This is a genomic window from Streptomyces sp. NPDC051636 (assembly GCF_044453765.1).
GTDB lineage: Bacteria > Actinomycetota > Actinomycetes > Streptomycetales > Streptomycetaceae > Streptomyces.
Genome location: NZ_JBITDA010000013.1, coordinates 151,397 through 172,973 on the forward strand (window position 1 = coordinate 151,397; position 21,577 = coordinate 172,973).

22 protein-coding genes and 1 pseudogene are annotated in these 21,577 nt (G+C 72.3%); 6 read left to right on the forward strand and 17 right to left on the reverse strand.

Annotated features, from left to right (window positions below; all coding sequences use genetic code 11):
- Positions 1-122: 122 nt before the first annotated feature.
- The 15 genes from ACIBBH_RS23255 to ACIBBH_RS23325 all read right to left on the reverse strand — a co-directional run bounded on the left by ACIBBH_RS23255 (position 123) and on the right by ACIBBH_RS23325 (position 15,004).
- Positions 123-860, reverse strand: coding sequence for a sirohydrochlorin chelatase (locus ACIBBH_RS23255; protein WP_399407502.1), 738 nt, complete (start codon positions 858-860; stop codon positions 123-125).
- Positions 861-866: 6 nt separating this feature from the next.
- Entirely contained in the window at positions 867-1,751 is an 885-nt protein-coding gene (locus ACIBBH_RS23260) for an ABC transporter permease (RefSeq protein WP_399407504.1), read from the reverse strand.
- Positions 1,738-2,541 carry an ABC transporter ATP-binding protein gene (locus tag ACIBBH_RS23265; RefSeq protein ID WP_399407505.1) on the reverse strand — a complete coding sequence of 268 codons (804 nt, stop codon included), beginning with the start codon at positions 2,539-2,541 and terminating at the stop codon, positions 1,738-1,740. Before ACIBBH_RS23265 ends, ACIBBH_RS23260 begins: the two co-directional genes overlap by 14 nt.
- Before the next feature lie 12 nt (positions 2,542-2,553).
- The gene (locus ACIBBH_RS23270) at positions 2,554-3,657 is read right to left on the reverse strand and encodes an aliphatic sulfonate ABC transporter substrate-binding protein (RefSeq protein WP_399407507.1); all 1,104 of its coding nucleotides are present in this window, start codon (positions 3,655-3,657) and stop codon (positions 2,554-2,556) included.
- Between the two features lie 235 nt (positions 3,658-3,892).
- Positions 3,893-5,227 carry a sulfate adenylyltransferase subunit 1 gene (locus tag ACIBBH_RS23275; protein ID WP_399407509.1) on the reverse strand — a complete coding sequence of 445 codons (1,335 nt, stop codon included), beginning with the start codon at positions 5,225-5,227 and terminating at the stop codon, positions 3,893-3,895.
- Positions 5,228-5,229: 2 nt separating this feature from the next.
- Entirely contained in the window at positions 5,230-6,165 is a 936-nt protein-coding gene (gene cysD, locus ACIBBH_RS23280) for a sulfate adenylyltransferase subunit CysD (protein ID WP_399407511.1), read from the reverse strand.
- The gene (gene cysC, locus ACIBBH_RS23285; protein ID WP_388795332.1) at positions 6,162-6,698 is read right to left on the reverse strand and encodes an adenylyl-sulfate kinase; all 537 of its coding nucleotides are present in this window, start codon (positions 6,696-6,698) and stop codon (positions 6,162-6,164) included. The genes cysD and cysC overlap by 4 nt, the downstream gene beginning before the upstream one ends.
- A 25-nt stretch (positions 6,699-6,723) precedes the next feature.
- Complete coding sequence (locus ACIBBH_RS23290; protein ID WP_399407513.1) at positions 6,724-7,434, reverse strand: phosphoadenylyl-sulfate reductase; 711 nt, start codon at positions 7,432-7,434, stop codon at positions 6,724-6,726.
- A complete protein-coding gene (locus ACIBBH_RS23295) occupies positions 7,431-7,613 on the reverse strand; it encodes a hypothetical protein (RefSeq protein WP_392067192.1) in 183 nt (60 codons plus the stop codon). The genes ACIBBH_RS23290 and ACIBBH_RS23295 overlap by 4 nt, the downstream gene beginning before the upstream one ends.
- Positions 7,610-9,307, reverse strand: a complete 1,698-nt coding sequence (locus ACIBBH_RS23300) for a nitrite/sulfite reductase (RefSeq protein ID WP_399407515.1) — start codon at positions 9,305-9,307, stop codon at positions 7,610-7,612. The genes ACIBBH_RS23295 and ACIBBH_RS23300 overlap by 4 nt, the downstream gene beginning before the upstream one ends.
- Before the next feature lie 126 nt (positions 9,308-9,433).
- Positions 9,434-9,517 (reverse strand): putative leader peptide, encoded by an 84-nt coding sequence (locus tag ACIBBH_RS23305; protein WP_399407608.1) that lies wholly within the window; start codon positions 9,515-9,517, stop codon positions 9,434-9,436.
- A 108-nt stretch (positions 9,518-9,625) separates the two neighbouring features.
- Positions 9,626-10,195 (reverse strand): GNAT family N-acetyltransferase, encoded by a 570-nt coding sequence (locus tag ACIBBH_RS23310; RefSeq protein WP_399407610.1) that lies wholly within the window; start codon positions 10,193-10,195, stop codon positions 9,626-9,628.
- 8 nt (positions 10,196-10,203) lie between these two features.
- Entirely contained in the window at positions 10,204-11,544 is a 1,341-nt protein-coding gene (locus ACIBBH_RS23315; protein WP_399407517.1) for a hypothetical protein, read from the reverse strand.
- Between the two features lie 174 nt (positions 11,545-11,718).
- Positions 11,719-12,990 (reverse strand): GAF domain-containing protein, encoded by a 1,272-nt coding sequence (locus ACIBBH_RS23320; RefSeq protein WP_399407612.1) that lies wholly within the window; start codon positions 12,988-12,990, stop codon positions 11,719-11,721.
- Positions 12,991-13,366: 376 nt separating this feature from the next.
- On the reverse strand, positions 13,367-15,004 hold the full coding sequence (locus ACIBBH_RS23325; protein WP_399407519.1) for an acyl-CoA dehydrogenase family protein: 1,638 nt from the start codon (positions 15,002-15,004) through the stop codon (positions 13,367-13,369).
- A 121-nt stretch (positions 15,005-15,125) separates the two neighbouring features.
- On the opposite strand from ACIBBH_RS23325, the gene ACIBBH_RS23330 reads away from it, so the two are divergent.
- Complete coding sequence (locus ACIBBH_RS23330; RefSeq protein ID WP_399407521.1) at positions 15,126-16,280, forward strand: YihY/virulence factor BrkB family protein; 1,155 nt, start codon at positions 15,126-15,128, stop codon at positions 16,278-16,280.
- A 93-nt stretch (positions 16,281-16,373) separates the two neighbouring features.
- Positions 16,374-17,060, forward strand: coding sequence for a helix-turn-helix domain-containing protein (locus tag ACIBBH_RS23335; RefSeq protein WP_399407523.1), 687 nt, complete (start codon positions 16,374-16,376; stop codon positions 17,058-17,060).
- On the opposite strand, the gene ACIBBH_RS23340 is transcribed toward ACIBBH_RS23335, so the two are convergent.
- On the reverse strand, positions 17,043-17,444 hold the full coding sequence (locus ACIBBH_RS23340; protein WP_399407525.1) for a VOC family protein: 402 nt from the start codon (positions 17,442-17,444) through the stop codon (positions 17,043-17,045). The genes ACIBBH_RS23335 and ACIBBH_RS23340 overlap by 18 nt on opposite strands.
- 42 nt (positions 17,445-17,486) lie before the next feature.
- On the opposite strand from ACIBBH_RS23340, the pseudogene ACIBBH_RS23345 reads away from it, so the two are divergent.
- The 3 genes and pseudogenes from ACIBBH_RS23345 to ACIBBH_RS23355 all read left to right on the forward strand — a co-directional run bounded on the left by ACIBBH_RS23345 (position 17,487) and on the right by ACIBBH_RS23355 (position 19,340).
- Positions 17,487-18,065, forward strand: a pseudogene (locus ACIBBH_RS23345) (ThuA domain-containing protein).
- A 160-nt stretch (positions 18,066-18,225) separates the two neighbouring features.
- On the forward strand, positions 18,226-19,089 hold the full coding sequence (locus ACIBBH_RS23350) for an oxaloacetate decarboxylase (RefSeq protein ID WP_399407527.1): 864 nt from the start codon (positions 18,226-18,228) through the stop codon (positions 19,087-19,089).
- Complete coding sequence (locus ACIBBH_RS23355) at positions 19,086-19,340, forward strand: hypothetical protein (RefSeq protein ID WP_399407529.1); 255 nt, start codon at positions 19,086-19,088, stop codon at positions 19,338-19,340. The genes ACIBBH_RS23350 and ACIBBH_RS23355 overlap by 4 nt, the downstream gene beginning before the upstream one ends.
- A 70-nt stretch (positions 19,341-19,410) precedes the next feature.
- Here ACIBBH_RS23355 and ACIBBH_RS23360 read toward each other — a convergent pair whose 3' ends face one another.
- Positions 19,411-19,566 carry a hypothetical protein gene (locus ACIBBH_RS23360; protein WP_399407531.1) on the reverse strand — a complete coding sequence of 52 codons (156 nt, stop codon included), beginning with the start codon at positions 19,564-19,566 and terminating at the stop codon, positions 19,411-19,413.
- A gap of 426 nt (positions 19,567-19,992) precedes the next feature.
- On the opposite strand from ACIBBH_RS23360, the gene ACIBBH_RS23365 reads away from it, so the two are divergent.
- Positions 19,993-21,567: a carboxylesterase/lipase family protein gene (locus ACIBBH_RS23365; RefSeq protein WP_399407532.1), complete on the forward strand. Its 1,575-nt coding sequence runs from the start codon at positions 19,993-19,995 to the stop codon at positions 21,565-21,567.
- Positions 21,568-21,577: the final 10 nt, after the last annotated feature.

Below are 21,577 nucleotides of genomic sequence, written 5' to 3' on the forward strand. Positions count from 1 at the left end.
GGCACGGCAAGAAGGTTCGGGAGAGAGCCGGATGCCGTGCACCGGCTCGCGGTCGTCCGCGAACCGGCGTCACAGGGGAGCGCCGGCCGCGGGCGACCGCACCACTCACGGCCGTGCCGCCGTCAGGCACCCACCGCGGACAGCACCGGCACCCGTGCCGCGTCGTACCGCTCCAGCAGTACCCGCGCCACCTCCGGCGCCGGGCCGAGCACGTCGGCCAGGACGTCCGCGCCGGCCGCGCCCCGGGCGATACGGTCCGGCAGGAAGCCGGGGGCCAGGACGTAGGGGGCGACGGCGACCTTCGCGCAGCCCAGGGCGCGCAGTTCGCGCACCGCGTCCTCGGTGCGCGGAAGGGATGCGGAGGCGAACGCAGGCCGCACGGCGCACCAACCGGTGTGCCGCCACTCCCGCGCGATGTCAGCGATCACTGCGATCGCCTCCGGGTCGGTGGACCCCGCCGAGGCCAGGACGACCCCGGTCGAGGACTTGTCGGCGGGCGCCAACCCCGCCTCGTACAGCCGGCGTTCCAGCGCCGACAGCAGCAGCGGTGAGGGGCCCAGCACCTCCGCCTGCCGGATCCGCAGCCGCGGCGGCGCGTCCCGCAGGACCGCCGGGATGTCCGCCTTCGCATGGAACGCGCGGGTCAGCAGGAGGGGCAGCGCCACCACGTCACGGACGCCCTCCGCCGCCAGGGACTCCAACACGCCCTGCACGGAAGGCACGTTGAAGTCCAGGAACCCGGTCTCCACCCGCACGCCCGGCCGCAGCGACCGTACCCGCCGCACCAGGGCGTGCACGGCCTGGGCGTGCCGCGGGTCGCGGCTGCCGTGGGCGATGACGAGAAGGACCGGATCACGCATGGCGGTTCAGCTCTTCACCAGCAGGCCGCGGCTGCGCAGCACCCACCGCTCCAGCGGGCTGAAGATCAGCAGGTCGATGGCGATGCCGACGAACAGGATGAGCAGGATGGCCTCGAACACCATGGCCATGTCGCTGGCGGTACGGGCGTTCTCCAGCAACTGGCCGAGGCCCACCCCCAGGTCGGGGAAGTACGCGATGATCTCCGCGGCCATCAGCGAGCGCCACGAGAACGCCCAGCCCTGCTTCATGCCCGCCACATAGCCGGGCAGCGCGGCGGGCAGGGTGACGTGCCAGGTGCCCTTCAGGCCGGTCGCCCCCATGGTGCGGCCCGCCCGCAGGAACAGCGGCGGCACCTGATCGACGCCGGAGACCAGGCCGTTGGCGATGGACGGGACCGCGCCGAGCAGGATCACCGCGTACATCATCGAGTTGTTCAGACCCAGCCAGATCACCGCCGGCGGTACCCACGCCACCGACGGCAGCGACTGGAGCCCGGACAGGATCGGGCCGATGGCCGCGCGCACGAACTTCACCCGCGCCACCACCAGACCCAGCGGGGTGCCGATCAGCAGCGCGAAGAAGAAGCCCAGCAGACCGCGGGACACGCTGGTCCAGATGTAGCCGACCAGCTCGCCCTTCAGCCAGTCGTTCCGGAACGCCTGCGCCACCGCCGACGGCGAAGGCAGCTTGGTGGGGTTGTCGACGATCTTCAGCGAGATCAGACCCTGCCAGACCACCAGCACCACGGCGACCGCGATGATCGGAGGCAGGATCTTGTCGACGAGGGTCCTCTTGAACGGCGGGCGCCCGGTGGCCGTCGTCTCGAGGGCGTCCAGGCCCGCCTCGACGCTCCCCGAGTCCTTGACCGGTGTCGTCTCAGTGCTGGCCATGACGGCGGATCTCCCCACGCAGTACATCGGTGATCTCAAGGGACAGTTCGGCCACGGGCGCGTCCTCGATGCGGCGCGGCTGCGCGATGTCGACCGTCCACTCACGCGCGATCCGGCCCGGACGGGAGGACAGCAGGATCACGCGCTGGGCGAGCCGCACCGCCTCGCGCACGTTGTGCGTGACGAACAGCACCGACAGCCCCGTCTCCTCCCAGATCCGGGTCAGCTCGTCGTGCAGCAGGTCCCGCGTGATGGCGTCCAGGGCCGCGAACGGCTCGTCCATCAGCAGCAGACTGCTCTCCTGCGCCAGCGCCCGGGCCATCGCCACGCGCTGCCGCATACCGCCCGACAGTTCGTGGACGCGCTTGCCGTACGCGCCCTTCAGCCGGACCAGTTCGAGCAGCTCCTCGGCCTTGCCGCGCCGGTCGGGCTTCGCAACCCCCCGGAGCTTCAGGGCCAGTTCGATGTTCTTGCCCGCGGTCAGCCACGGGAAGAGGGCGTGCTCCTGGAACATCAGGGCCGGGCGGCCGTCCGTGGTGATGCCACCGGCGGTGGGCCGGTCAAGGCCCGCCACCAGGTTCAGCAGCGTGGACTTGCCGCAGCCCGACGCCCCCAGGAGGGTGACGAACTCGCCGGGCGCGACATCGAGGCTGATGTCGTCCAGGACGAGCTGCTGCCCGCTCGGTGTCGCGAAGGACTTCGATACGTGCTCGAGGCGTGCCGCGTAACCGACGGACTCGTCGGCCTTGGCGAGGATCGTGGCCATGGTCGTCACCTCCTGGGAACTCATCGGGGTCGTACGTCAGCTGGTGCCGAGGCCGGCGGCGTCGACCGTGCCGGCGCCGTCGGCCTTGAGAACCTTGTTGAGGAGGGTGAGGTCGTAGATGCCCTTCAGATCGGGCTTCTCCAGCAGGCCGGCCTTGACCGCGTGCTCCGCCTCGGTGCTGAGGGTGGCGGCCAGCGGGTCGTCGGTGAACTGGATCGACTTCCAGGCAGGATCCAGGACGTCCGCCGGGAGCGCCTTGCCCGAGTCCGCCTCGAGCTGCTTGTTCGCCGCGGCCTTCGCCCGGTCCGGGTTGGCGTTGATCCACTGGTTGGCCGCGACCGAGGCCTTCAGCACGGCCTCGACCGCCTTCGGGTGCTCCTTGAGGAAGGCCTGCCGCACGATGATGTTCGTGATCACGAACTTCTTGCCGGGCCACAGCGTGGACTCGTCGAGGATCGTCCTGCCGCCCTCGGCGACCAGCTTCGACGCGGTCGGCTCGGGCACCCACGCGCCGTCCACGGACCCGGCCTTGAAGGCGTCCGGGGTCACCTTGTTGTCGCTGCGGACGACCGTGACGTCGCCCTTGCCGCTCTGCGCGTCGACCTTCCAGCCCTGGTCGGCGATCCAGTTGAGGAACGCCACGTCCTGCGTGTTGCCCAGCTGAGGCGTCGCGATCTTCTTGCCCTTGACGTCCTTCAGGGACTTGATCTTCTTCGGGTTCACGACCAGCTTCACGCCGCCGGACGCCGAACCGCCGATGATCTTCAGGCTCTTGCCGTCCGACTTGGTGTAGCCGTTGATGGCCGGGGACGGGCCGATCCAGCCGATGTCGATGGAGCCGGAATTGAGCGCCTCGATCTCCGAGGGGCCGGCGTTGAAGGTGGCGTAGGAGGCCTTGGTGGCGCCCAGTTCCTTCTGGAAGAGGCCCTGCTCACGGCCGACGAGCGCGGTCGCGTGGGTCAGGTTGCCGAAGTAGCCGATCTTGACGGAGCCGAGGCCGTCGATCTTCTTCGCCCCGGCGGCGACCTTGGCGGTGCCGTCGTCCTTGGCCTCGGAGCCGTAGCCGCAGGCGGCGAGAGCGAGAAGAGGGAGGGCGGCTATGACCGCGAGGCTGCGGCGGAGTGCGGATTTGGCAGGCACGGGAGGTGTTCCTCTCGTTGGCCCGGCGGTCACGATGTCTCAGGTCGTGGCCGGGAGTTCGGCAAAGGGTCTTCGTCGCATCCGGGACGTCGGGTGGGGGGACGGGGCGCGCAGGCAGTGCGCGTACGTCATCGCACACATCGCGCCACTCCGCCCTGGCCGCTGCCGAGGGCGCCGCTGCCGACACGGCCGCCCTCTTTCGCGAACGTCGAGTAGAAGTCGGTGGTCGTCATGCTCAGAAGTCCCAGCCGTCGTCTTCGGAGTCGTCCTTGACCGGTTCCGGGGACGCGAACGACTCGCCGACCATGCCCGCGGTGAGCGTGGTGCCGTCGCTGGGGTCGATCAGGATGAAGGAGCCCGTGCGCCGCGAGTCGGCGTAGGAGTCGACCGGCAGCGGCTCGGCGGTGCGGATCTTCACCCGGCCGATGTCGTTGGCGACGAGCTGCCCCGGGTGCGGGTGCAGGGACAGGTCGTCGAGCGTGAGCCGGGACGGGATGTCCTTGACGATCGCCTTGACCGTGCGGGTGCCGTGCCGGAGCAGCACCCGGTGGCCGACGGTCAGAGGTGCGTCGGCGACGTGGCAGACGGTCGCCTCGATGTCCTGCGTGGTCGGCGGGGCGTCCTTGCTGGGTACGATCAGGTCGCCGCGCGAGATGTCGATGTCGTCCTCCAGCAGGAGGGTCACCGACTGCGTGGTCCACGCGACGTCGACCGGCTCGCCGAGGAGGTCGATGCCGGAGATCTTCGTCGAACGACCGGAGGGCAGGACCGTGACCTGCTCGCCGACCCGGAACGTCCCGGCCGCGATCTGGCCCGCGTAGCCCCGGTAGTCCGGGTGCTCGGCGGTCTGCGGCCGGATCACGTACTGCACGGGCAGGCGGGCGTGGCAGTGCGCCAGGTCGTGGCTGACCGGGACGGTCTCCAGGTGCTCCAGGACCGTCGGGCCGCCGTACCAGTCCATGGTGGCGGACGGCTCCACCACGTTGTCGCCGGCGAGCGCCGAGATCGGGATCGCGGTGACCTCGGGGACGCCCAGTTCGGTCGCGTACGCCGTGAACTCCTCGGCGATCGCGGCGAAGACGGACTCCCGGTACTCGACCAGGTCCATCTTGTTGACCGCCAGGACCACGTGCGGGACCCGCAGCAGCGCCGCGATCGCGGCGTGCCGGCGGGTCTGCTCGACGACGCCGTTGCGGGCGTCGACCAGGATCACCGTCAGCTCGGCGGTGGAGGCCCCGGTGACCATGTTCCGCGTGTACTGCACGTGGCCGGGGGTGTCGGCCAGGATGAACCGGCGGCGGGGCGTGGCGAAGTAGCGGTAGGCCACGTCGATGGTGATGCCCTGCTCCCGCTCGGCGCGCAGGCCGTCCGTGAGGAGCGCCAGGTCGGGACCTTCCTGACCCCGGCTCGCGGAGGCGCGCTCGACGGCCTCCAGCTGGTCGGTGAGGATCGACTTGGAGTCGTGCAGCAGGCGGCCCACCAGGGTGGACTTGCCGTCGTCGACGGAGCCCGCGGTGGCGAACCGCAGCAGGGTGGTGGCCGAGAGTTCCTCGGTCGTCGTGGTGGTCATGCTTAGAAGTACCCCTCGCGCTTGCGGTCTTCCATCGCGGCCTCGGACAGCTTGTCGTCGGCGCGGGTGGCGCCGCGCTCGGTGAGACGGGACGCGGCGATCTCGGCGATGACGGCGTCCAGCGTGGTCGCGTCGGAGTCGACGGCGCCCGTGCAGGACATGTCACCGACGGTCCGGTAGCGCACGAGGCGCTTCTCGACGACCTCGTGCCCCTTCGGGCCGCCCCACTCACCGGCCGTCAGCCACATGCCGCCCCGCTGGAACACCTCGCGCTCGTGCGCGAAGTAGATCTCCGGCAGCTCGATGCCCTCGCGGGCGATGTACTGCCAGACGTCCAGCTCGGTCCAGTTGCTGAGCGGGAAGACGCGGACGTGTTCGCCGGGGGCGTGGCGGCCGTTGTACAGGTTCCACAGCTCGGGCCGCTGCCGGCGCGGGTCCCACTGGGAGAACTCGTCGCGCAGCGAGAACACCCGCTCCTTCGCGCGCGCCTTCTCCTCGTCGCGGCGCCCGCCGCCGAAGACCGCGTCGAACTTCTCGCTCTGGATCTTCTCGGTCAGCGGAAGGGTCTGCAGCGGGTTGCGGGTGCCGTCGGGACGTTCCTTCAGCACACCGCGGTCGATGTAGTCCTGTACGGAGGCCACATGGAGGCGCAGCCCGTGTGCGGCGACCACACGGTCCCGGTACTCCAGGACCTCGGGGAAGTTGTGTCCCGTGTCGACGTGCAGCAGCGAGAAGGGGATCGCCGCGGGGGCGAACGCCTTCAGCGCCAGATGCAGCATGACGATGGAGTCCTTGCCCCCGGAGAACAGGATCACCGGGTTCTCGAACTCACCCGCCACCTCGCGGAAGATGTGCACGGCCTCGGACTCGAGGGCGTCCAGGTGGGAGAGGGCGTACGGAGTGCCGGTGCCCTCGTCGGCCTTGGCGACGGTCGTCATGCCAGTCCCCTTTCGCTGAGCAGGGCGTACACCGACGCCGCGGACTCCGGCACGCTCTGGTGCTGCGACTCGATCCGCAGGTCGGGCGACTCGGGCTCCTCGTACGGGTCGTCGACCCCCGTGAGCCCCGACAGCTCGCCCGCCGCCTGCTTGGCGTACAACCCCTTCACGTCACGTACGGAGCACACCTCGACCGGGGTCGCCACGTGCACCTCCAGGTAGGCCGTGCCGTTCTCCTGGTGCCGCTTGCGCACCGCGTCCCGGCTGTCCGCGTACGGCGCGATCACCGGCACCAGCGCCTTGACGCCGTTACGGGCGAGCAGCTCGGCGACGAAGCCGATGCGCTGCACGTTGGTGTGCCGGTCCTCGCGGCTGAAGCCGAGGCCCGCCGAGATGAACTCGCGGATCTCGTCGCCGTCGAGCACCTCGACGAGGTGGCCTTCCTCGCGCAGCCGGCCGGCCAGCTCGTACGCGATGGTGGTCTTGCCGGCACTCGGCAGACCCGTGAGCCAGACGGTGGCTCCGGTCGTCACGTGTGTCTCCTGAATCGTCGTCATGTCAGCCGTGCAGCCCGCACTCGGTCTTGGCGCGGCCCGCCCAGCGGCCGGCGCGCGCGTCCTCGCCCTCGAGGACCCTGCGGGTGCAGGGGGCGCAGCCGATGGAGGGGTAGCCGTCCATCAGCAGCGGGTTGGTCAGTACGCCGTGTTCGGCGACGTAGGCGTCCACGTCGTCCTGCGTCCAGCGGGCGATCGGGGAGACCTTGACCTTCCGGCGCTTCTCGTCCCAGCCGACCACCGGGGTGTTCGCCCGGGTCGGGGACTCGTCGCGGCGCAGGCCGGTCGCCCAGGCCTGGTAGCCCTTGAGGCCCTCCTCCAGAGGCTGGACCTTGCGGAGCTTGCAGCACAGGTCGGGGTCGCGGTCGTGCAGCCCGGGGCCGTACTCGGCGTCCTGCTCGGCGACCGTCTGCTTCGGGGTGAGCGTGATGACGTTGACGTCCATCACGGCCTCGACCGCGTCGCGGGTGCCGATGGTCTCCGGGAAGTGGTAGCCGGTGTCGAGGAACACGACGTCGACGCCCTTCTGGACGCGGGACGCCAGGTGGGCGACCACCGCGTCCTCCATCGAGGACGTCACACAGAAGCCCTTGCCGAAGGTGTCCACCGCCCACTGCAGGATCTCCAGCGCGGAGGCGTCCTCCAGGTCACGGCCCGCCTGCTCGGCGAGCGTCCTCAGCTCGTCGGCCGTACGTTCTTCCTGAGCCGTCGTCATATCCGGTCATCCCCTCCGTTGTCGGCTCGCTGAAGCCCCCGGGCGAGCAGCCCGAGGAACTTCAACTGGAATGCGCGGTTGCACGCCGCGCATTCCCAGGCGCCGTGACCCTGCTCGCTCGGACGCAGGTCCTCGTCACCGCAGTAGGGGCAGTAGAAGGGGGCGGCCCGCTCGCTCACGACAGGGCCTCCTCGGAAGCCCGGGCGGCCCAGGTGGCGAACCGCTCGCCGTCCTCGCGCTCGGCCTGGAACCGCTTGAGCACGCGCTCGACGTAGTCGGGAAGCTCCTCCGCGGTGACCTTCAGACCGCGCACCTTGCGGCCGAAGCCGGCGTCCAGTCCGAGGGCCCCGCCCAGGTGCACCTGGAAGCCCTCGACCTGCTCGCCCTTGTCGTTCAGGACCAGCTGGCCCTTGAGACCGATGTCCGCCACCTGGATACGGGCGCAGGCGTTCGGGCAGCCGTTGAGGTTGATGGTGATCGGCTCGTCGAAGTCCGGGATCCGGCGCTCCAGTTCGTCGATGAGCTGGGAACCGCGCTGCTTGGTCTCGACGATGGCGAGCTTGCAGTACTCGATGCCGGTGCAGGCCATGGTGCCGCGCCGGAACGGGGACGGCTTGGCGGTCAGGTCCAGCGCCTCCAGGGCCTCGACCAGCGAGTCGACCTGCCCCTCCTCGACATCGAGGATGATCATCTTCTGCTCGACGGTGGTACGGACCCGGCCCGAGCCGTGCGCCTCCGCCAAGTCGGCGATCTTCGTCAGGGTGGTGCCGTCGACGCGGCCGACCCGCGGGGCGAAACCGACGTAGAACCGGCCGTCCTTCTGGCGGTGCACGCCGACGTGGTCGCGCCACTGCTGGACCGGCTGCTCCGGAGCCGGGCCGTCGACGAGCTTGCGCTTCAGGTACTCGTCCTGAAGCACCTGCCGGAACTTCTCCGCGCCCCAGTCGGCGACCAGGAACTTCAGACGGGCCCGCGTACGGAGCCGCCGGTACCCGTAGTCACGGAAGATCGACAGCACGCCCTCGTAGACGTCCGGCACCTCGTCGACCGGCACCCACGCGCCCAGCCGCACACCCAGCTTGGGGTTGGTCGACAGGCCGCCGCCGACCCACACGTCGAAGCCCGGCCCGTGCTCGGGGTGCCGGACGCCGACGAACGCCACGTCGTTGATCTCGTGCACCACGTCCAGCAGCGGCGAGCCCGAGATGGCGGTCTTGAACTTGCGGGGGAGGTTCGAGTACGCCTTGTTGTTCAGGACACGGCGCTTCATCTCCTCCAGCGCCGGGGTGCCGTCGACGATCTCGTCCTCGGCGATGCCCGCGACCGGGGAGCCGATCATCACGCGGGGCGTGTCACCGCAGGCGGTCACCGTGGACAGCCCGACGGCCTCCAGCCGCTCCCAGATCTCCGGCACGTCCTCGACCCGGATCCAGTGGTACTGGACGTTCTGCCGGTCGGTGATGTCGGCGGTCCCGCGCGCGAACTCCTGCGAAATCTCGCCGATCACCCGCAGCTGCTGAGTGGTCAGCCGCCCGCCGTCGATCCGCACCCGGAGCATGAAGTACTCGTCGTCCAGCTCCTCCGGCTCCAGGATCGCGGTCTTGCCGCCGTCGATCCCGGGCTTGCGCTGGGTGTACAGCCCCCACCAGCGCATACGCCCGCGCAGGTCGTTGGGGTCGATCGAGTCGAAGCCGCGCTTGGAGTAGATCGTCTCAATGCGTGTCCGCACGTTGAGACCGTCGTCGTCCTTCTTGAACTGTTCGTTGCCGTTGAGCGGGGTGAAGTGACCCACGGCCCACTGACCCTCACCGCGATGACGGCTCACCTTGCGACGGGGCGCGGAGGCGGCAGGGTTCTGTGGGGTGGCGGCCATGGTTGTTACGTCCTTCGGGACAGGCGGAAAGCGGCTCTGACCAGCGCGTATGGGCGCATTCGGGCATACCTGCGCGTCATTGCGCAGGAGGAGAGGTAAGTCAGGAATGTCGGCGTAGCTGGGCTCTCAGCAGGCGCGACAGATGGCGCTGGACATGCGGCCGAGGTCGACGTGCCGCCGACTCACCAAGGCAATCCCAGTTCCAGACATGACGAAAGCGTGTCATGGGGATCTCTGGCCAGTCCACCGTCATCCGTATTCTGGACACGCATGTCCCGAATGGTGGACACTGTGATCTGGGTCATGCACGGTAGGCGCTTACCGCCACGCCCCCGGCCAGGGCCCTGGCGCCGCGGCCTCCCGCTCCTGCTCCACCTTCGTGTCGAAGAGCCGGAAACCGCGCCGCAGGTAGTTGTCCATGGCGAACTCGCCGTCCTTGCTGCACGTGTGCAGCCACACCCGCTTCGTCGGCGCCCGCCCGGGCCACCGGTCGGTGAGGTCCCACGCCCGGGCCGTGCCCTGGGCCAGCAGGTGACCGCCGATGCGCCGGCCGCGGAAGGCGGGGAGCAGGCCGAAGTAGGCGATCTCCACGACACCCTCGTCCTGCGGGTCCAGCTCCACGTAACCGGCCGGCGTGCCCCGGTCGTACGCCACCCACGTCTCCACGCCCGGCCGGTCCAGGTACTCCTGCCACCGGGCGTAGGTCCAGGAGAGCCGGTCGGTCCAGCGGATGTCGCCGCCGACCGAGGCGTACAGGAACCGGCTGAACTCGGGGGAGGGGACCTCGGAGCGGACGATGCGGACGTCGCCGTCGGGGGCGGCGGCCGGGAGGAGGTCGGCCGGGGACGTCTGCTCCAGGGACCAGGTGGTGACCGTGACGGGGGCCAGGGAATCATCTACCCCAGGGAACTGTCGATCGAGGCCAGGGGTACGGAGAACAGCATGCGGTCCGTGACCGACCACACCTCGCCGGTCTCCTGCCAGTAGGACAGGGATCCGGCGCCCGCCGCCCAGCAGCGGCGCGTCGCGTCCGAGCCGCAGCGTGCCGCCTTCGCGCCCTTGGCGTCCTGGCGCCACAGCGTGCCGTGGCCCTCCACGTTGCCGGGCGGGTGCCCGAGGTACCAGGTGGCGCGTGCCGCGCCGGCCGGGCGGTAGGACAGCACGCCCCGGATGCCGGCCGCCTTCGTCCGGTAGGCCTCGACGGCGTCCACCCGGCCCGCCGCGTCCGTGGCGAGCAGGCCGCCGCGCGCCGGGTCGGCGCTGAGGGCGTACCGCCACAGGCGGGCATGGCGGTCGCTGCCCGCGGGGGTCGATTCGCTGACCACGAGGCTGTCGGGCGCCGTTCCCCGGTCCAGGGAGATGCTGCCCGGGCACGGGGTGCCGCCTTCCGCGGTGGCGCAGTCTCCGGCGGGGAAGCGGTACGCGCCCACGGCCGGCAGCACGTAGTCGTAGCCGTCCGCCGACCAGCCGCCCGGCACCCGGCCGACCGCCGGGCCGTCGACGGTGGTGCGCTGGACCCGGTTCAGGTCGTACACGTAGAGCGCCTCGGCGGCACCGGAGTCGGTCGTGACGAGCAGCTTGTCCTGGTACCAGACCATCCCGGAGACGTGCGAGACCAGGCCCCGGTAGTCGCGGCCGCCGTCGACCGGGACCACCAGCAGCACCCAGCGGTAGGCCAGGTGGCGGGGGTCGTTCGCGTCGACGAAGGCGACCCGGGCCAGGCCGCGCTCGGCGGCGGGCCCGGTCGTCGCGCTGTGCGTCCAGCCCGCGAGGATCACGCGGTTGGCGCCCCACAGGCCGTCGTCGTCCGCGTCGCCGGACGTGGTCACCGACGCCGGCCGCCAGTCGGTGGTGGCGGTGTCGGCGGGGTCCCAGCAGTACGCGCGCGTGGCCGCCGGGGCGACCGGCAGCGACCCGCGTTCCCCGGAGGTGCAGCCGGCCCCTTCGCGCAGGGTGCGGTCGGCGCTCTCGAGGACGGCGCCGACCCCGACGGGACGGCCCATCGCCTTGGTCAGCCGGTCGAGCGAGCCGGCCGGCACCAGCTGTTCCTGAAGTCGCAGTTCGCCGGTCCCGGCGGAGGAGGTCAGCGGCTTCAGGGCGCCCGGGTCGCCGGTGCCCGTGGCCTGCGAGGCGCTGATCAGGGTGGCGGCCGCGGTGAGCGCGAGGGCGGTCCCGGCCAGGACCGCGCGCAGCGCCGCGCCCCGCCGGCGCCGACGGTGTCTGCCGCGTTGTTTCATGTCTCCTCCCGAGGCGGGCCAACTGCGCCTGGTGGTCCGTACGTTGACCGAGGAGCAGCCCGTAGGGGATGCTACGGCAGTTGCGGGCGGCGCATGGCGAAGACCCCGCAAATATGCGGAAGATGTACCTTCGGAAGTGCCGAATATGCCGAATGTGGCAAAGTTCGCCTCTTTTCAGAGCACGGGCGGCGATGTCCGGCTCTCGATCACCGCCGGTGCCGTCGAGTGCGGCAGCAGTTCGCGCGCGTCCCCGGGCAGCAGCACCTCGACCTCCGCCTCCTCGCGGAAACGATACGGCCGATGTTGCAGGAACGCCCCGAGGTACCGCCGTACCCGGGACATCTCGGCCCGCACCGTCACCGTGCGCGAGGGGTCGCCGAACAGGTCCCCGGCCAGGCCCGCCGCGCTGCGGCCGGTGCGGTGCACGGCCAGCAGATAGAGCAACTCGGCGTGCCGGGGGCTCAGTTCCCGGGACCAGGAGCCCGCCCCGCCGGAGACGGTGACCGTCCAGCGGCGCGGCTGGGCGAGGTCCAGCACGATCCGGGCGGAGCCCGGCGGCGGCTCGTCGGCCGCGCGCACCAGCCAGCCCCCGGCCAGCGGCTCCACCGAGCACAGGCCGAGCGCGGGCAGCCACCGCCGGCCCGCCGACAGCGCCGTGGGCAGTCCGGCGCGCGGGGTGTACGGCATCCCCGTGACCGCGGCGGTCCAGCCGTCCCGGTCCGCCACCAGCGCCCGCCCGCCGACCCGGGCCAGCACCGGCGCCGCCTCGGCGCGCAGCCGCTCCAGCGACGTCATGTGCAGCTCCCGCAGGCGGGCCTCGGCGAGCTTGGCCACCGAGTCCACCCAGGCCAGCGTCGCGGGGTGCATGGTCTCCAGCGGGCCGCTGACGTCCACCACGCCGAGCAGCCGGCCGTCCCGGGGGTCGGTGACCGGGGCGCCGGTGCACGTCCAGGAGGTGTGCGCGTGGACGAAGTGCTCACCGGCGAAGACCTGGACCGGCCGGCGCACCACCACCGAGGTCCCCACGCCGTTGGTGCCGACGACGTCCTCCCGCCAGTCGGCGCCCACGTCCAGCCCCAGACCGTCGGCATTGCGCAGCACCGCCGGACTGCCCTCGCGCCACAGCACCCGGCTGTCGGCGTCCGCGACCACCATGATGTGCCGGGCGACGTCCGCGACCGACAACAGCCCCTGCCGCAATACCGGCAGGACGTGCCTGAGCGGCGACTCCTCCCGTCTGCGCCGTACTTCCTCGAGGGACAGCAGCCCGGGGCGGGAGCCGCGGTCGGGGTCGACCCCGACCCGCAGCATGCGCCCCCAGGACTGCTCGATCACCGGGCGCGGCGCGAGGGGCGTCCGCCGCCCGGCGAGCGTGGCCGCGCGCACCTCGCTGAGCACCCGTGCCGCCCGCGACACGTCCATGGCGGCGAGTCGCGCCACGTTCATCGGCGAGTCGGCCACGGAGATCCTCCCGGGGGATGCACCAGCAAGCGGTTGTCAAGCGGTCCGGGGCTGGCCTCCGGTCCGACTGTCGGTCTCATAGTGCCCGTTGGGACGCTTCGCGGGCACACGGTCCGTGCAGAGCCGAGGCCAAGTTGCAACCCCTTGCAACCCTGGTGGACGGCCGCGCGGTGGCCGAAACTTGAGCAGCGCCGCCCCGGGCGGCGCCGTGGCCTGCAACGGGCCGTGAGCGGGGGTGGTGCCGTGTCGGCGCAGCACCACCCCCGCGCCGGGCGCCTCTGGGGCGGATCAGGCCGGTGGACGGCCGCGGCGCGTCATCAGCACGGGTGAGCCCGGGGCGGCGGGGTGGGACGGCACGCCCTCAGGACTCCGGGCGGGCCCGCTCCACCACGGAGGCCAGATTCAGCCCGTACGGCAGCGTGCCGAAGGCCGAACCCCAGTCGCCGCCCAGCCGGGATGCGCAGAACGCGTCGGCGACCTCCGGTGGCGCGAACCGCACCAGCAGCGAACCCTGCAGGACCAGCGCCAGCCGTTCCACGAGCCGCCGGGCGCGCCCCTCCACGCCCTCCAGCTCGCCGAGTTCGGCCAGCAGGTTCTTCACCGCCGCGTCCAGCCGGTGGTCGGCGCCGCGCGCCCGGCCGACCTCGATCAGGTAGGCGTCCAGCGCCCCCGGCTCGCGCTGCAGCGCCCGCAGCACGTCCAGCGCCTGCACGTTGCCCGCGCCCTCCCAGATGGAGTTGAGCGGCGACTCACGCACCAGCCGGGGCATGCCCCACTCCTCGACGTAGCCGTTGCCGCCCAGGCACTCGGCGGCCTCCACCGCCACCGGCGTACACCGCTTGGTCACCCAGTACTTCGCCGCCGGCACCGCCAGGCGCAGCAGCGCCCGCTCCTGCTCGCCTCCGTCGTCGTAGGCGGCGGCGAGCCGCAGCGCCAGCGTGGTCGCGGCCTCCGACTCCAGCGCGAGGTCGGCCAGCACGTTGCGCATCAGCGGCTTGTCGATCAGCTTGCCGCCGAAGGCCTCCCGGTGGGTGCAGTGGTGCACGGCCTGCGCCACCGCCTGCCGCATCAGCCCGGCCGAGCCGAGCACGCAGTCCAGCCGGGTCGCGGCGACCATCTCGATGATGGCCCGCACCCCGCGCCCCTCCTCGCCGACCCGGCGCGCCCAGGTTCCGTCGAACTCGACCTCGCTGGAGGCGTTCGACCGGTTGCCCAGCTTGTTCTTGAGCCGCTGGATGAGAAAGACGTTGCGCGTGCCGTCCGCCAGGACCCGGGGCACCAGGAAGCAGGTGAGCCCGCCCGGGGCCTGGGCGAGCACCAGGAACCCGTCCGACATCGGGGCCGAGCAGAACCACTTGTGGCCGGTGAGCGCGTACGTGCCGTCCTCGGCCAGCGGCGTCGCGGTCGTGGTGTTGGCCCGTACGTCGCTGCCGCCCTGCTTCTCGGTCATGCCCATCCCGAAGAGCACCCCGGCCTTGAGACGGGCGGGCCTGAGCTCGCGGTCGTAGATCGTGGACGTCAGCCGCGGCTCCCACTCGGCGGCGAGTTCCGGGTCGGTGCGCAGCGCGGGCACCGCCGCGTGGGTCATGGACAGCGGACAGCCGTTGCCGGCCTCGACCTGGGACCACATGAGGAACCCGGCCGCCCGCCGCACGTGCCCGGCCGGGCGCACCCAGGCGGTGGTCAGCCCGGCCGAGACGCCCTTGCCGAGCAGCCGGTGCCAGGCCGGGTGGAACTCGACCTCGTCGACGCGGTGGCCGTAGCGGTCGTGGGTGCGCAGTCTGGGCGGGTTGTCGTTGGCCAGTACCGCCCATTCCTGCACCTGCGCCGAGCCGGAGGTCTTGCCGAGCCCGGACAGCTCGTCGCGCACCTCGTCGAAGAGGTCGGGACCGGTGTGCCGCTCGACCGCCTCGCAAAGGGCCCGGTCGGCGGTGAAGAGGTCGTATCCGACCAGCGGTGGTGGCTGGTTCGTCACGGTGTGCGTGCTGGTGCCTGCCATGTCAGCGAACCTACCCGGGGCGACGGCGGTGATGGCCCCAGAGTGGCACAGGCCCGGCCGCCCGACCCATCCCCTCGCCCGTGGGATGAGCGGGGCCCCGCACGACGGATACCTTTAGGACGTGCAGCCAGCAAGTGAACCCCCCGAGCGGCCCGGCGGCCGGCTCCACCGGGCCCGAGCCCTCTACCGGAACGTCTCCAAGCGCAGGACGGCCTGGCTGCTGCTCAAGGACACGGTCAACTCGTGCATGGAGTACCGCATCCTCGGCCTGGCGGCCGAGGCGGCGTTCTTCACGCTGCTGTCCGTGCCGCCGCTGCTGCTGAGCCTGATCGGGCTGCTCGGCTACGTCGACGACTGGACCGGCGCCGACACCATCCAGTCCCTGGAGACCAACCTCCTGGAGGCCTCCCGCACCGTCCTGTCCGACAAGGGCGTCAAGGAGATCGCCGAACCCATCCTGCACGACGTGATGAAAGGCGGCCGGCCGGACGTCATCTCCATCGGCTTCCTGTTCGCCCTGTGGTCGGGCTCCCGCGCGGTGAACGTCTTCATCGACACCATCACCGTGATGTACGGCCTCGACGGCGTCCGGGGCATCGTCAAGACCCGGATCATGGCCTTCCTGCTGTTCGTCGTGGCGCTGCTGATCGGCTCGGTGGCGCTGCCGCTGATGGTGGCGGGGCCGGACGCGGTCGTGCGGATCGTGCCGTGGTCGGAGACGCTGGTGCAGGTCCTGTACTGGCCGGTGGTGATCATCCTCTCGATCGCCTTCCTGACCACGCTGTACCACGTGTCCGTGCCGGTCCGCTCCCCGTGGATCGAGGACGTGCCGGGCGCGCTGGTCGCCCTGGCCATGTGGGTCCTGGGCAGCTTCCTCCTGCGTATCTACCTCACCAGCACCATCGAGGGCGCCACGATCTACGGCTCCCTCGCCGCCGCCGTCGCGGTCCTGCTGTGGATCGGCGTGTCCGCGTTCGCCGTACTCGTCGGCGCCGCCGTCAACGCGGCCATCGACCGGGTCTGGCCGGCCGCCGCCACGGCCGCCGCCCGCGCCGCCCAGGAGAGGCTGCGCGAGGCCCAGGTCGCCGAGTACGTCGCCCGCGCCGCCGCGGCCCGCGAGGCCGACCCCGACGACCCCGACATGCCGTCCGAGTTCCCCGAACGCTGGTCCCGCTTCCTTCCGCCCGAGGACGTGACGGCGCGGTTGCGCACGCATGTGAAGAGCCAGCACAACGCGCACAAGGCGGCGGGCGACACGGGACCGCCGGAGACGTGAGCGGGTGACGTCACCCGGGGAGGCTCACGCGCGCGTGGCGCTTCGTGACCGGGACGATCCCCGGGGTGTCGCCGGCGGCGTAGCCTGGCGTACGTGTACGAGGAGCGTGCGTCCCGGCTGGCCGGTGCGGTGGTGTGGCGCCGCACGCTGGAGGACCCCGCCGTGCGGCCCGTGCTGCCCGACGGCTGCATGGACCTGCTGTGGAGCGAGGGGCGCCTGCTGGTCGCGGGCCCGGACACGCGCGCGTACGTCCCCCAGGGCCCGCGCCGCCGCTGGGCGGGCGTCCGTTTCCACCCCGGCACCGCGCCCGGTTTCCTGGGCGTACCGGCGCACGAACTGCGCGACCGCCGGGTTGAGTTGACCGACCTGTGGCCCGCCGCCGAGGTGCGGCGCCTGGGTGCCCGTGTCGAGGCGGCCCGGGACCCCGCGACGGCGCTGGAGGACATCGCGTGGGAGCGGGCGGCCGAGGCCGGCCCACCCGATCCGCTGCTCGGGCGGCTCGTCGCGGCGCTGGACGCGGGCCGCCCGGTCGCCGCCACGGCCGACGAACTCGGCCTGGGTGCCCGCCAGTTGCACCGCCGCTGTCTGACCGCCTTCGGCTACGGCCCGAAGACGCTGGCCCGGGTGCTCAGGCTGCAACGGGCGCTCGCGCTCGCCCGCACCGGGGTGCCGTTCGCCGAGACGGCCGTGCGGGCCGGGTACGCCGACCAGCCTCACCTGGCCCGGGACGTACGGGAGCTGGCGGGGGCGACGCTCGGGGAGCTACTGGGCCGAAGGTAGCGGCGCGAACAGATCGACGCCGTTGCCGTCGGGGTCGTGCACGGTGGCGTACCGCTGCCCCCAGAACGCGTCCCACGGTTTGAGCTCCCCGTGGTACCCGGCGCCCACCAGGTCCTCGTACACGGCGTCGACGTCGGCGGGCGAGTCGCACCGGAAGGCGAGCGCGACCCGGCCCCCGCCGGCCGGCGGCCGCCACCCGGGGTGGAAGGAGCGGACGGTGTCCTCGGTGTCCAGGGCGAGGGTCAGCCCGCCGGGCAGCTCGGCCTCGACGTGCGGCTGGTCCTCGGCGCCCTCGGGGAAGACGAGCCCGAGGCGACGGTAGAAGGCGAGCGAGGCGGCCAGGTCGGAGGCCACCACGCCGATCACTGCGCATCGTGGAGTCATGCCGTCACCGTAGGCAGCGCCCGGGCGGCCGGTCTTGAACGAATCGGACTGCGCGCCTGCCCTGCGGGGCGGCCGGCAGTCGTCGAGGGCGTCGGTCGGCGGGGCTTCGCGGTGGACGCCACCGAGGACCCCGCCGGCCACCAGCGGCGAGGTGCTCACCCCCCCCGCCGGGCGGCACCGGCTCTCCGGGTACGTCGAGGCGGGGGGCGGCTACGCCGGGGCGCACGCGGCGGCCTGCACCGAGGACGACCGGCCGTACTACGGCGACCTGCTCGGCCCCGCTTCGCGCGGCACCCCGCGTACCAGCCGGGAAGGGCCGTGGCCGAGGACCCCGCGCACCCGGCGACGCGGCATCTGCCGGCCGTCCGGGACTTCACCGACGAGTGGTACGACTTCCGCACCAACCCGCGCGGCACGGTGCGGGTCCTGCAGCGCGCCGACGAGGCGTCGTACGAGGGCGGCGGCATGGGGGAGGCCCACCCGCTGGCCCGGTGCCGTGAGCAGGGGGCCGGCCGGGTCTTCCGCACCGCCCTCGGGCACGCCTGCGAGGCGTACGCCGATCCCGCCTTCCGCGCCCACCTCGCGGCCGGGCCCGCCCGGGCCGCCGACCGGGTCGCGTGACGTTTCTGCGGTGAACCGGTTGCTCCGTCGGAGTGAGTAAAGCTGGCGTACAGAGAACGTCACGTGACTATCTAGGGATGCTCTTGTCTTGGCAAAGGGCTGTCGCGACGCGGCGCCACTCTCGGCGGCCGCGCCACCCACCCACACAAGGAGCCGGACCTTGACTCACGGTAAGAAGCTGCGCGAGCAGATCACCGGACCGGGGACCACCCCGCTGATCGGCGTGTACGACATGTACTCGGCGTCGATCGCGGCCAGGCACTACGACGGGATGTTCGTCTCGGGCTTCGGCTTCGCGGCCTCGTACTACGGGCTGCCGGACATCGGGTTCATCGCCTGGCCGGACATGGTGGCGTTCGTCCAGCGGCTGCGGGGCGCCTTCCCGCACCACCACCTGCTGGTCGACATCGACGACGGATACGTCGATCCGGAGGTCGCCTGTCACGTCGTCGAACACCTGGAGCGGATCGGCGCCTCCGGTGTGATCCTCGAGGACCAGAAGCGCCCCCGCCGCTGCGGGCACGCCGACGGCAAGCAGGTGCTGCCGCTGGAGGAGTACCTGGAGAAGCTGCAGAAGGTCCTCGCCACCCGGCAGGACCTGGTGGTCGTCGCCCGTACGGACGCCACCGACGAGCACGACATCCTGCGCCGGGCCGAGCGGCTGGCCGCCACCGACGCCGACGTCGTCCTGGTCGACGGGGTGCGCAGCGTGGAGTGGATCCGCCGGATCCGCAAGGTCGTCGGCGAGAAACCGCTGCTGTTCAACCAGATCGCGGGCGGCAAGTCGCCGCGCCTGTCGCTGAGCGAACTGTCCGACCTCGGCGTGGACGTAGCGATCTACAGCACCCCGTGCCTGTTCGCCGCGCACGAGGCGATGGACTCCGCGCTCGCCAGCCTCAAGGCGGCCGACGGCCGGCTGCCCGAGGTGGACGCCACGAGCGGCGTCGGCGTCAAGGCGGCCACCCGCCTGCTGGAGCGGAACATCGGCCGTCATCGGCCCGCTCCCGAGGGCGTGGGCGTGTGAGCAGGGCCGCACCCCGCATCCGTTCCGCGACGGCGATCGCGGCGGCCCTCCTCGCAGCCGCCGCGCCCGCGGCCGCGGCCGGGAGTCCGATCACCGTCATCGACAACTCGCAGGCCGACTCGATCCTGGAGGTCGACCGGACCGGCAACGTCTCGACCGGCAGCGGCACCGCCGGCAGCGACCACGACGGCAGCGCCGTCGACCTGATGGAGGCCCTCGTCGGCGCCGCCGGCCAGGACGACGGCGACTGACGCCGGCGCGGTACGACGGCGGCCGGGCACCCCGTGCGGGAGGTGCCCGGCCGTCTCCGTCTGCGCCCGCTCAGTCCTCGCCGAGGTCGGGGTGGCCGGCCTCCTTGAGTTCGACGTCCTCAGTGTCGGCGGGGACGGGGACCGTGGCCCGGGCCGTGCCGAGGGCGGTGGCCAGGGCCACCCCGGCGAGGGTGAACACCCTCGCGGTGCGTGTGGTGATGTTCATGCCCGGGAAACGATCTTGGTCGTACGAGGTCACGGTCACCCCTCCCGGCGGGCGGGCGGCGCCGCCGTGCTCCGGCAGCCCGGTGGCCCTCGGCACCGCACGGTTCGGCGAGACCGCCGGCCTCGCCCTGGGCGGCGCCCCGGCCGCCACCTGCCGCCCCGGCGGCCTTCGCCCACCCCGGCATGCCAAACCGCCGACTCCCAACCTCGGCGGCGACGTCCCGTTCACCACCGACACCTGGGGGCCGCCTCCTTCGCCCCGGAGGGCGGCGGCGGCTCCACCAGCGGCGGCTACGGCCAGCTGGGTTTCGGCACGCTCATGTACGCCGAACAGCCCTCACCACACGCCCGTGCAGCGGAATACCCGGCCGTCATGTGGTGCTGTGGGGTTACCGGTGCACGAGCGCTGCGAAGGGCTGGTGGGCACATGACGGCAGACCGGACGTCAGAGCAGACGGATCCCGTGGTCAGAACGCCGTACGGGGCGGTACGCGGCAGGTACGAGCACGGGATCGCCGTCTTCCGCGGCATCCCGTACGCCGCCCCGCCCTTCGGGCCCCGCCGGTTCCGCCCGCCCGAGCCGCCCGAACCCTGGGACGGGGTGCGCGACGCGGGCGCCTTCGGGCCCACGGCGCCGAAACCGCCCTACTCGGAGGCGTTCGCGCAGTACCTGTCCGACCCGGTGGTGCCCGGCGACGACTGCCTCAACCTCAACGTATGGACGCCCGAGCCGGGCCCCGCCGCCCGGCTCCCCGTCCTCGTGTGGCTGCACGGCGGCGCCCTGACCAGGGGCTCGTCCGCCGTGCCCGTGTACGACGGGCGGGCCTTCGCCCGCGACGGCGTCGTCCTCGTCTCCGTCAACTACCGACTGGGAGTGGAAGGCTACGGCCTGTTCCCGGACGCGCCCGCCAACCTCGGCCTGCGCGACCAGCTGGCCGCCCTGCGCTGGGTGCACGACTCGATCGCGGCCTTCGGCGGCGACCCCGGACGGGTGACCCTGGCCGGGCAGTCCGCCGGGGCCATCAGCACCGGCGCCCTGCTCGCCGCACCCCAGGCGCAGGGCCTCGTCCGGCGGGCGGTGCTGCAGAGCGGCGCCCCGGACGCCTCGGACCGCGACAAGGTACGGCGGATGGTCCGCCGCATGGCCAACCGGCTGAAGATCCCCGCCACCGCCGAGGCCTTCGCCGCCGTCGACCGCGAGCTGCTGCTGCGCACCCAGGCCGAGGTCGGCCGACGCAGCAGCCCGGTCCTGGGCGGCCCGGCCTTCGGCGTCGTCGTCGACGGCGACCTCGTCCCGCGCGACCCGCTCCAGGCCCTGATCGACGGCGAGGCCGCCCAGGGGGTCGACCTGCTCATGGGCTGGACCCGGGACGAGTACCGGCTGTGGCTGGTGCCGGGCGGGCTGGTGGAACACGTCGACCGGCTCGGCGCGGTCGCCCTGGCCGGCGCCATGGCCCGCTGCCGCTGCGGCCACGAGGTGCCGCGCGCCTACCGCGCCCTGCACCCTGACGCCGGCCCCGCCGAGACCGTCGGCCAACTGGTCACCGACCACCTGCTGCGCGTCCCCCTGCACCGCCTGGCCGACGCCCGCCCCGGCTCCTCCTACCTCTACGAGTTCGCGTGGCCCTCCAACCTCCCCGGCCTGGGCGCCTGCCACGCCCTGGAGCTCGGCTTCGTCTTCGACACCGGAAACGTCCCCGAGTCGGCCCGGCTCGCCGGCGAGGGCGCCCCGCAGGAGCTGTGCGACACGATGCACGGGGCCTGGGTGCGGTTCGCCACCACCGGGGATCCCGGATGGGAAGCCTGGGATCCCGCACACCCGGTGCGGATCCTCGGCGACGGTGAGCCGTATACCGCATACGGGCCACGGGATCCCGAAGTCGCCCTGTGGTCGACGGAAGCCAGCACACCGGATCCCGTCGACGGCACCCAGGCCCGCAGCGCGGAACTCGCGGCGACGGTACGCCGGCTGCGCCGGTCGGTCGGCGTCCGCCCGCACTAGGTCCTGCCGT